Source organism: Flavobacterium sp. GT3P67, from assembly GCF_004349155.1.
GTDB lineage: Bacteria > Bacteroidota > Bacteroidia > Flavobacteriales > Flavobacteriaceae > Flavobacterium > Flavobacterium ranwuense.
On sequence record NZ_SMLF01000003.1, the window covers coordinates 91132 to 102504 of the forward strand.

Sequence of the window (11373 nt, forward strand, 5' to 3'; positions counted from 1 at the left end):
AATTATATTAAAGTAGCAACTGAATAATAAACGGCTGCTGAATACTACTTTTCTATCTCTCGCATACTGTCCATTTTCTTATGAGCCAAGAAACCGGCAATATCTTCAAAATGTTCTACTACTCTTTTATTTCCAAACTCAAAAACTTTAGTTGCCAATCCATCCAAGAAATCCCTGTCGTGAGAAACCAAAATTAATGTTCCGTCAAAATCACGCAACGCATCTTTGATAATATCTTTGGTTTTCATGTCCAAGTGATTCGAAGGCTCATCCAAAATCAATAAATTAACTGGTTCCAACAATAATTTTATCATTGCCAAACGCGTTTTTTCGCCACCGGAAAGTACTTTCACTTTTTTGGTCACATCATCACCCTGAAACATAAAAGCTCCTAAAATATCTTTAATTTTAGTTCGAACATCACCCACGGCAATATCATCAATAGTTTCAAAAATAGTGGCGTTTTCATCTAATAAAGAGGCTTGATTTTGAGCAAAATAACCAATTTGGGCATTATGACCAATTTCTAAACTTCCGCCATTTATTTCGATTTCTTTCATAATGGCTTTGATCATCGTTGATTTCCCTTCCCCATTTTTCCCTACGAAAGCTACTTTTTCTCCTCTTTCAATGACCATATTTGCATTCGAAAAAACAACGTGATTGCCATACGATTTTGTTAAATCTTTTACAATTACCGGATATTGTCCTGAACGAGCCGCAGGTGGAAATTTTAGTTTCAAAGCCGAAGTATCCACCTCATCAACCTGAACAATAACCAATTTCTCTAACATTTTAACACGGGATTGAACGGCATCCGTTTTAGAAAATGTCCCTTTAAAACGATCGATAAAAGTTCTATTATCAGCAATCATTCGTTGTTGTTCATCATACGCTTTTTGCTGATGCACACGTCTGTCTTTTCTAAGTTCCAGATAATGAGAGTATTTAGCTTTATAATCATAAATACGTCCCATCGTAACTTCGATGGTACGATTGGTAATATTATCGACAAAAGCTCTATCGTGAGAAATTACCACAACTGCTTTGGCTGAATTAATCAAGAAATCCTCTAACCATTGAATACTTTCAATATCCATATGATTGGTAGGCTCATCCAGTAAAATTAAGTCTGGTTTTTGCAAAAGGATTTTAGCCAGTTCAATTCGCATTCTCCATCCTCCAGAGAATTCTGAAGTTTGGCGGACAAAATCTTCGCGGACAAAACCCAAACCGATTAGAATTTTCTCTACTTCGGCTTCGTAATTTATTTCTTCAATAGCATAAAATTTCTCGCTTAAGTCAGAAACTCTTTCGATTAATTTCATGTATGCATCACTTTCATAATCCGTACGAATGGTTAATTGTTCATTGATTTCATCAATCTCCGCTTTCATTGCAAAAACTTCTCCAAAAGCTTTCGACGTTTCTTGCATCACCGTTGCACCGTCTGTAGTCAACAAATGCTGAGGCAAATAGGCCACAACAGCATCTTTTGGTGCCGAAATATTACCGGTTGAAGGCTTGCTTTGACCCGCAATAATTTTAAGCAGCGTCGATTTTCCTGCTCCATTTTTACCCATTAGGGCAATTTTATCATTTTCATTTATAGCAAAAGAAACATCACTAAAAAGTGTTGTGCCACCAAATTGCACAGAAATATCGTTAACTGTAATCATTTAGATTATAAGATTTTTAGATAATTTGATTATCTGATTTTAAAAGTGCAAAGATAGATTAATTCAGTAATTGGACAATTGAATAATTTATAACAATTTAAATTTTAAATACAAGAAATAAAAAAATTAAACCGAGCACAATAATAGTGTTTTTTTATAGTTTTGTAGTTGATATTTAGACCTTTACTAACTGAAAATATTTTGCATTTGAAACAAAATAAAAATCTTAAAAACAACAAATCCCTAAATCATGATGAAAACAGTTATCCATGTTTAAACAATGTAAAAAACAGGAGAATAGTGTAGAAAACAAAATCGATGTGTAAACGAAAAACCTAATTTTTCTAGGTTGAATGAAAATTTAAAAACTAGTTCATGAAAAAAACATTAACAATTATTCTCTTATGCGCTTTTAATTTTATTGTAGCTCAGAGCAATGAAGAAATTGTACAGAAAGCTTGTGAAGTACAAACAAAATGGGGTTCTAAAGCCAAAAATAAAAATATTATTACGCTAATTGATTTTTCAAAATCAATCAACGAAGCAAGGCTGTATGTTATTGATTTAAAAAATAACAAAATACTTCTGACCAGTAATGTTGATCATGGTTCCGGCTCAGGAACCGGATTGACTCCTAGTTCATTTAGCAATATTGAAGGAAGTAAAGCCACTTCATTAGGATGTTATGTTACGCTACAGACCTATCAAGGCATGTGGGGATATTCTTTAAGATTAGATGGTTTAGAAAACGATAAAAATTCGAATGCTTTGAAAAGAAATATCGTGGTTCATTCGTCAAAAAAAATGTTTAGTAAGTTCAGTTGGGGATGTTTTTCTGTTCCTGACAATAATGCCAATCCCTTGATTGACTTGATAAAAAACGGCTCCCTTATTTATGCTTATCAATAAACAGCTATTTACTTAGTAGTACTTAAAATAAAAAAAGCCTCAATCAAGAGGCTTTTTACATTGTATATAAAGTAGAAATTATTCTTTTCTCCACTTTTTTGATTCCTCAAAAACATGTTCTAGAATAGCTTCTTCTCTTTCGTCAAAATCCACATTTCTACGACTCATTACTAATCGAGCCGTTTCAAAAGCTTTTTTGGTCACATAAGTGGTAAAACCGGAAGCGCCACCCCAGGAAAAACTAGGTACAAAATTGCGAGGAAACCCACTGCCAAAGATATTAGCACTCACTCCTACTACCGTCCCCGTATTGAACATAGTATTAATTCCGCATTTGCTGTGATCCCCCATCATCAATCCGCAAAACTGAAGTCCAGTTTTAGCAAAACCTTCCGTTTCATAACTCCACAATTTCACTTCTTCGTAATTATTCTTTAGATTAGAATTGTTGCTGTCAGCTCCAATATTACACCATTCGCCAAGAACAGAATCTCCAAGGAACCCATCATGTCCCTTATTCGAATACGCAAAAAGCACTGTGTTTTTTACTTCACCACCAATTCTGGAATAGGGTCCAACAGTTGTAGCGCCATAAACTTTTGCAGCCATTTTTACTTGCGCATTTTCGCACAAGGCAAAAGGCCCTCTGATTACGGAACCCTCCATAATTTCTGAATCTTTACCTATATATATAGGACCTGTTGAAGCATTTAAAGTTACAAATTCTAATTTTGCTCCTTCTTCTATAAATACATTCTCCGGCGAGATCACATTGACACTTTTTGGGATGGGTTGTGATTTTCTATCCTCGGTTAAGAATGCAAAATCTTCTCGGATAGCCTGTCCATTCTTTGAAAAAATATCCCAAGTATGTGCTACCGTTAAACAATCATCCTTGTATTCAATAATTTCATAGGTGTCAAAATCTACTTCTTCTTGTTCCTCATTCGTATAAAAAGCAATGACTTCATCGCCTTTAAAAATGGCTTGATTTGGTTCCAGATTACTAACCAGCTCTGCTAATACATCATTAGGAAGAAAAGAGGCGTTTATCATTACATTTTCTTCTAATTCTACCATTGGAAATTTCTCTGATAAATATTCCTCTGTCAATGTAGTTGTAGTAGAACCCAGACGCATTTCCCATTTTTGACGAATGGTCATGATTCCGATAAGAATATCAGCAACCGGGCGTGTGAAAGTAAATGGCAAAAGTGCATTTCGAGCGGGACCATCAAAAAGGATGTAATTCATAAATAAATTGATTTGGCAATTATTAAAATATTGATTTGGTTATCGGGTTCAAAGTTACAAAGATTTATATTTATTTTAATGGGAGTGACTGTATAACTCATTCTATATTAAATAAAAAAAGCCTTCCAAAAAGGAAGGCTTGATTGTATTTGAGAACAAGTTAAAATTATTTAACGTGTTTAGCGTATTTAGTTTTGAATTTATCAATACGTCCTGCAGTATCAATAAGTTTAGATTTACCTGTGTAAAAAGGGTGAGATGTTCTAGAGATCTCCATTTTTACAACTGGATATTCAACTCCGTCAACTGTTAATGTTTCTCTTGTATCTGCAGTAGATTTAGTGATAAAAACTTCGTCATTTGACATGTCTTTAAATGCAACTAATCTGTAATTTTCTGGGTGAATTCCTTTTTTCATCTTGTTAATCTTTTTTATTTGTTAATTATAACTTGTCTTGAAGCTTTTCTTCTAACAGAAAAGGTATAAACTCCTTATAACTTTTTGTTTTACAATATTATTTTGAGTTTGCAAATTTACAATTATTTTCCAATAAACAAATCTTTGCATCACTTTTTTTATATAATCGTAAAAAACGATTTTTAGCTACGAATATATTGGGAATTGTTATATTTGTGGATTAATTCTAAAACAGTAACAATGATAAATGAAATTATTAAAAAGAATGGAATAACCTTTGGAGTAACAATTGGAATTGTTTCTGCATTAATTACTTCGACAATATACGCTATTGATTTAAATCTGTTTACTTCTTGGTGGATTGGAGCTTTAAGTATTTTAATATACCTTGTATTGGGAATTGTTTTACTTTCGAAAACAAAAAAAGAGCTCAACAATGTTTTCTCTTTCAAAGATGCTTTTACGACTTACTTCATTGCTACACTAATAGGTATTTTAATTTCTACTCTTTTTAATGTTCTTTTATTCAATTTTATTGATCCTTCTGCTAAAGAGACTTTAAGTGAATTAATGATTAAATATACTGTCAATATGATGCAGAAATTTGGTACACCAGCATCAGCCATTAATGAAGCAATAGCAAAAATGAAAGAAAACAATCCTTATTCTACATTGGAATTACTAAAAGGATCCGTTTTTAGTATTGTTTTTAGTTCAATTTTCGGATTAATTTTGGCAGCATTTTTCAAAAGCAAATCTACACAAGAATAAAAATTAATGAATTTATCTATACTCATACCGCTTCTTAATGAAGAGGAATCGCTTAATGAACTCTATAACTGGATCATCAAAGTGATGCAATCTCATAATTATTCTTATGAAATCATTTTTCTGGATGATGGAAGTACCGATAATTCATGGAATATTATCGAAGGATTTGCCCAAGAAAACCCAAACGTTAAAGGGGTTCGTTTCATGAAAAATTTCGGAAAATCACAAGCCTTACATGCCGGTTTTGCAAAAGCCAAAGGCGATGTAATTATCACCATGGACGCCGATTTGCAAGATAGCCCAGAGGAAATCCCGGGATTATATGATATGATTACCAATGGTAAATATGATTTGGTTTCCGGTTGGAAAAAGAAACGCTACGATTCTGTTGTGGCAAAAAACTTACCTTCAAAATTATTCAATTGGGCAGCGAGAAAAACATCGGGAGTTGAATTGAATGATTTCAATTGCGGATTGAAAGCGTACAAAAATGTTGTTGTAAAAAACATTGAAGTTTCGGGCGAAATGCACCGATACATTCCAGTTTTGGCAAAAAATGCCGGTTTTGGAAAAATTGGTGAAAAAGTGGTGCAACATCAAGCCAGAAAATATGGAGAAACTAAATTTGGGATGGAACGTTTCATCAATGGTTTCCTGGATTTAATAACCATTTGGTTTCTTTCCAGATTTGGAAAAAGACCAATGCATTTATTTGGTGCCATAGGCTCCGTAATGTTTATCATTGGTTTTATACTTGCCGGATATATTGGTATTTCAAAACTATATCATATGTATAATGACATGCGCTATAGTCTGGTAACGAGTAATCCTTGGTTTTATATTGCACTTACCACAATGGTTTTGGGAACACAATTATTTTTGGCTGGATTTCTTGGTGAAATAATTTTGCGAACAAAAAACAATGAAGAGCGTTATAAAGTGTCAAGTGAAGTTAATTTTTTATAAATTTAATTAAAACTAAATTTAAAAGAAATAGTTATCGTTTAGCCAATACCTAGCCCTGGTAGCAGCGGCATCCTTTTTCTTTTTCTTCTTTAAAAAAAGAAAAAGATACAGCGGATAGCAGGATATAGCTTCTAAAAAAACAAAAAACTGTATTTAAATTTTAATTACGAATTTAGAAACTAAAAAAATATAGCATGGATATCAAACAAAACATTTTGGACGCAGTAAATGAGTGGCTTACGCCAACATTTGACACCGCTACTCAGGAAGCTATTACCGAATTGATAACTACATCACCTAAAGAACTGGAAGAGAGTTTTTATAAAAATCTTGAATTTGGGACTGGTGGAATGCGCGGTGTTATGGGTGTAGGAAACAATCGCATCAATAAATATACGCTTGGAAAAAGTACGCAAGGACTATCGGACTATATGCATACTGCATTTCCAAACCAACCTTTGAAAGCCGTTATTGCTTACGATTGTCGTCATAATAGTGATACTTTGGCCAAATTAGTTGCGGATGTTTTCTCGGCTAATGGAATTGAAGTCTATTTGTTTTCGGAATTGAGACCCACACCAGAATTGTCATTTGCGGTGAAACATTTAGGCTGTCAATGCGGAATTGTTCTTACGGCATCTCACAATCCGCCGGAATACAACGGATACAAAGTATACTGGGAAGATGGCGGACAAATTGTGCCACCGGAAGATGAGGGAATCATCAATGTTATTGAGAATTTAAATTACAATCAAATCAAGTTTACTGCCAATGAAGATTTGATACACTATATTGACAAGGAAGTTGATGAAGCTTTTATCAGATCGACTATCGAGAATGCCAGTTTTGGAACTTCGGCTAAAGCCAAAGAAAATCTAAATGTTGTTTTTACTTCGTTACATGGAACTTCAATAACGTTGGTTCCTGATACCTTATCACAAGCAGGTTACACAAACGTTCATATTGTTCCGGAACAAGCGGAGCCAAATGGTGATTTCCCAACGGTAAAATCTCCAAATCCTGAAGAGCCGGAAGCATTGACGATGGCATTAGCCTTGGCTGATAAAACCAATTCTGATATTGTTATTGGGACTGATCCTGACTGTGACCGTTTAGGAGTTGCCGTTAGAAATAACGAAGGCAAAATGACTTTGCTTAACGGAAATCAAACCATGATTTTAATGACTGCCTTTTTATTGGAACAATGGAAAAAAGCAGGTAAAATCAATGGCAAGCAATTTGTAGGTTCTACAATAGTTTCTACTCCTATGATGATGGAATTAGCGACAAACTACGGCGTAGAATGTAAAGTTGGTTTGACAGGTTTCAAATGGATTGCCAAGATGATTAAGGATTTTCCGGAGTTGGAATTCATTGGTGGTGGTGAAGAAAGTTTTGGCTACATGGTAGGCGATGCCGTACGTGATAAAGATGCTGTGGCGGCGACTTTATTGATTTGCGAAGTGGCGGCTCAAGCCAAAGCTAAAGGAAGCACTGTTTACAAAGAATTACTAAAACTGTATGTTGACAACGGTTTTTACAAAGAATACTTAGTTTCATTGACTAAAAAAGGAATGGATGGCTTACAGGAAATTAATCAGATGATGATTGATTTACGTGAGAATCCATTGAAAGAAATCAACGGATTGAGAGTTGTAATGATGGAAGATTACCAATCTTCAATTGCTAAAAACTTGCTTACCGATGAGGAAACCAAAATGGAAATCCCAAAATCGAACGTGCTTATTTATTACACTGAAGACGGCTCTAAAATATGCGCCAGACCAAGTGGAACGGAACCTAAAATAAAATTCTACATCAGTGTAAATACTGAATTGGATTCCGTAGAAGATTTCAACGAAGTAGAGAGCATTTTGGACAACAAAATAAAAAATATTATTGCATCAATGCAATTGAACTAATTTAATAAAAAATTGATTTTTCAGACAGACCCGATAAGTGGAGAACTCATCGGGTCTTGATGATAAAAAAACAACTTAAATGGACTCAAATTTCAAAAAAATTATTCCTTTCACAAACCCATATCGCTCTCATGTGGTCTGGAACGTAATATTCAATATTTTTTACGCACTGTTTAGTACCTTGTCTTTTATTGCATTAATCCCAATGATGGATGTCCTTTTTGGTACTTCTGAAAAAATCGATAAAAAACCTGTTTTAGAGTCTATTTTTGACATCATCAAATTTTCTAAAGAATACTTATATTACAACATCACACTACTAACCGAAAAGAATGGTCCTGAATTTGCCTTACTGTTAGTTATTGCCATAGTAAGTGTAACTTTTCTATTAAAAAATCTATTTAATTACCTAGCATCCAATCATTTGATGCATCTTAAAAATGGTGTGCTGAAGGATTTAAGAAATTCAATGTATCACAAAATCATTAACTTACCTGTTTCCTACTATTCTGAAAAAAGAAAAGGTGATATTATGGCTCGAATGTTAGGTGATGTAAACGAGGTTCAAAATTCTTTTTTTTCTATCTTAGAATTGATCGTTAAGGAGCCAATGACCATCGTATTCACTCTTGTTGGTATGATTGCTATAAGTTTCAAGTTAACCTTGTTTGTCTTTATTTTTATCCCACTTTCAGGACTATTAATATCAAAAATTGGTAAATCACTGCGCAGCAAATCCGAAAAAGTTCAATATGAAAACGGCTATCTAATTTCGATTGTAGAAGAATCGTTATCTGGACTAAAAGTTGTTAAAAGTTACAATGCCGAATCAAATTTTAAACAAAAATTTAATGATTCAGTCACCCGAGTTTTAAAATTGTCCAACAGTATAGGTAAAAAAAACAACTTGGCTACGCCTTTAAGTGAGTTCTTAGGGATCATTACTATTTGCATATTGCTTTGGTTTGGTGGAAAAATGGTACTTGCTGATACATTACCTAATGGAAAAGCATTACTTGATGGCGCTAAATTTCTAGCCTACATGGGTCTTGCTTATAATATCTTAACTCCTGCCAAAGCCATTTCTAAAGCCTCTTATTCGGTAAAAAATGGACTAGCAGCTGCTCAACGTGTTTTTGAAGTTTTAGAAGTAAATAATGAGATTACAGACAGCGAAAATGCAATTAAAAAATTAGCTTTTGAAGACAGTATAGCAATTAAGAATATTAATTTTAGATACGAAGACGAGAACGTTTTAAAAGACTTTTCACTTAACGTAAAAAAAGGGCAAACAGTTGCTCTTGTAGGACAATCCGGAAGCGGAAAAAGTACGATTGCCAATTTATTAACTCGTTTCTATGATGTAAATGAAGGAACAATAAGCATCGATGAAATCAACATCAAAGACATTAATTTGCATTCCCTTCGTGATTTGATGGGATTAGTGACTCAAGACAGCATTTTGTTTAATGATACCATAAAAGCAAATATCGCACTTGGTAAACATGACGCCACGGATACAGAAATCATCGAAGCGTTGAAAATTGCCAATGCGTACGAATTTGTAAAAGACTTACCACTCGGAATTCACACAAATATTGGCGACAGCGGAAACAAACTTTCCGGCGGACAAAAACAACGATTATCAATTGCCAGAGCAGTTTTGAAAAATCCTCCAATTATGATTCTCGATGAAGCAACATCAGCATTGGATACCGAAAGCGAAAAATTCGTTCAAGTAGCTCTGGAAAATATGATGCAAAACAGAACTTCAATTGTTATTGCACACCGTCTTTCGACTATTCAAAAAGCAGATTTGATTGTGGTGATGCAAAAAGGAAAAATAGTCGAGCAAGGAAAACATGACGAACTTATTGCAATGAATGGCATGTATAACAAATTAGTGACAATGCAGTCCTTTGAATGAAGATTGCAGATTAACGATTTTTGATTTAAGATTTTATTGAGGGTCGAAAATCTTTAAATAATTCAATTTTTTAAATTTTTAAATCTAAAAGATGTACATCAACAATCCAAACATAAAACTTCCTGAAGATCCAAATACTGTTGTTTGGAAATACCTTGACTTATCTAAGTTTCTTGATTTGTTGTTGTCACAAAAGCTGTTTATGTCGCGATCCGATAAATTTGAAGATCAATATGAAGGCACCTTTAGCGAACCAACTTTTGAGGAAATAAAAAAACTTTCCATTGACAATCCTGACTTTTTAAATTTTTACAAAACCCATCGAGAAAAAGTAGCCATTAGCAGCTGGCATATCAATGAATATGAATCGTTTGCTATGTGGCAGATTTTTACGCAAAACAGTGAAGGTTTAGCGATTCAATCCACAATTGGCAGATTACAGGAATCGCTTGGTCCTGAAACAAATTTCTATCAATATATTGGAGAAGTAAATTACATCGATTACAAAAAAGAACACATTCCGTTTGACGATATGTTTTTCCCTTTTTTGTTCAAGCGAAAAAGTTTTCAATATGAACGTGAAGTTCGTATCATTTCTGACATTGGCGAAAGCACTATCAAAATCAATGAAGGACTGAAAATTAGTGTAAATATCAATCAGTTGATCGAAAAAATATACATTCATCCTAAATCCGAAAACTGGTACAAAAACTTAGTTATCCAATTAGTAAAACAACTGGGATTTGATTTTACCATAGAAAAATCAGACTTGGAAAGTGATATTTTGATTTAAAATTATCGCTTCTAAACCGGTTCGTAACCAATTATTTTCCATTCCTTTTTTGACAAATCAATATAGTAGTAATTCACCACGTCTTTCTTATCAAACTCTCCATTTTTATTGGTATCCTCTACGGTTCTGTAGTACAAACGATTTTTAGATTCTATCAATTTCCAATCTATTAATTCCTGTAAATTATACGATATCTTAGTGAATTTTTTACCGCTAATTTCGCTTAAATACAATGCTTTAATATCACTTGTATCTAATTTTCCGTCTTTGTTTGTATCCATGTCGACCATCGTATACACCATAATCTGATTATTGGTTTTATCAGCAACCGACTTCAAATACGTAGCTGTTTGAATCAAAACAGGCTTGTCTGTCAATTTTCTGATGGAATCCGAATCTACTTTTTGAAATTTTATATTTTGCAAAAACCCGGTAATTTCAAATTCTCCATAATTAGAAATGGTAAAACTCAAATCATTGACGCTGGAAGAACCATATCTCGATTTTATCCCTTTCTCACGAATACTTAAATCCGCTACGGGATGAATCAAATAATCCGTTCCTTCCATTTGAAGTGGCAAGTCGGCAATTTGTATTTGAGTAGAATCGGCTACGGCAATTGCTTTTCCTTTATTAGATCCATTATAAGTCACTTTTGGCTTTTCGATTTCCTCTTTGCAACTGGCTAAAAGTAAAACTGCGATTCCTAATATTGTGATATGTAGTTTTTTCAT

10 protein-coding genes are annotated in these 11373 nt (G+C 33.6%); 6 read left to right on the forward strand and 4 right to left on the reverse strand.

The window, feature by feature from the left end; genetic code table 11:
* Positions 1–44: 44 nt before the first annotated feature.
* A complete protein-coding gene (locus tag E0H99_RS06760; RefSeq protein WP_131992848.1) occupies positions 45–1679 on the reverse strand; it encodes an ABC-F family ATP-binding cassette domain-containing protein in 1635 nt (544 codons plus the stop codon).
* Positions 1680–2054: 375 nt separating this feature from the next.
* Here E0H99_RS06760 and E0H99_RS06765 point away from each other — a divergent pair, with 375 nt between their 5' ends.
* Positions 2055–2588: a murein L,D-transpeptidase catalytic domain family protein gene (locus tag E0H99_RS06765; RefSeq protein WP_131992851.1), complete on the forward strand. Its 534-nt coding sequence runs from the start codon at positions 2055–2057 to the stop codon at positions 2586–2588.
* A 78-nt stretch (positions 2589–2666) separates the two neighbouring features.
* Here E0H99_RS06765 and E0H99_RS06770 read toward each other — a convergent pair whose 3' ends face one another.
* Both E0H99_RS06770 and E0H99_RS06775 read right to left on the reverse strand, forming a co-directional pair.
* A complete protein-coding gene (locus E0H99_RS06770) occupies positions 2667–3842 on the reverse strand; it encodes a GlmU family protein (RefSeq protein WP_131992854.1) in 1176 nt (391 codons plus the stop codon).
* Positions 3843–4008: 166 nt separating this feature from the next.
* Entirely contained in the window at positions 4009–4260 is a 252-nt protein-coding gene (locus E0H99_RS06775; protein ID WP_039109118.1) for a type B 50S ribosomal protein L31, read from the reverse strand.
* 240 nt (positions 4261–4500) lie between these two features.
* On the opposite strand from E0H99_RS06775, the gene E0H99_RS06780 reads away from it, so the two are divergent.
* From E0H99_RS06780 to E0H99_RS06800, 5 genes are all read left to right on the forward strand, one after another.
* Positions 4501–5031: a DUF4199 domain-containing protein gene (locus E0H99_RS06780; protein ID WP_131992857.1), complete on the forward strand. Its 531-nt coding sequence runs from the start codon at positions 4501–4503 to the stop codon at positions 5029–5031.
* Between the two features lie 6 nt (positions 5032–5037).
* Positions 5038–5997 (forward strand): glycosyltransferase family 2 protein, encoded by a 960-nt coding sequence (locus E0H99_RS06785; RefSeq protein WP_131992860.1) that lies wholly within the window; start codon positions 5038–5040, stop codon positions 5995–5997.
* Positions 5998–6191: 194 nt separating this feature from the next.
* Positions 6192–7919, forward strand: a complete 1728-nt coding sequence (locus tag E0H99_RS06790; protein ID WP_131992863.1) for a phospho-sugar mutase — start codon at positions 6192–6194, stop codon at positions 7917–7919.
* A 79-nt stretch (positions 7920–7998) separates the two neighbouring features.
* Positions 7999–9846, forward strand: a complete 1848-nt coding sequence (locus tag E0H99_RS06795) for an ABC transporter ATP-binding protein (protein WP_131992866.1) — start codon at positions 7999–8001, stop codon at positions 9844–9846.
* Positions 9847–9937: 91 nt separating this feature from the next.
* The gene (locus E0H99_RS06800; RefSeq protein WP_131992869.1) at positions 9938–10639 is read left to right on the forward strand and encodes a DUF2971 domain-containing protein; all 702 of its coding nucleotides are present in this window, start codon (positions 9938–9940) and stop codon (positions 10637–10639) included.
* An 11-nt stretch (positions 10640–10650) separates the two neighbouring features.
* Here the strand turns inward: E0H99_RS06800 and E0H99_RS06805 are convergent, their stop codons facing one another.
* A complete protein-coding gene (locus E0H99_RS06805) occupies positions 10651–11373 on the reverse strand; it encodes a hypothetical protein (protein WP_131992872.1) in 723 nt (240 codons plus the stop codon).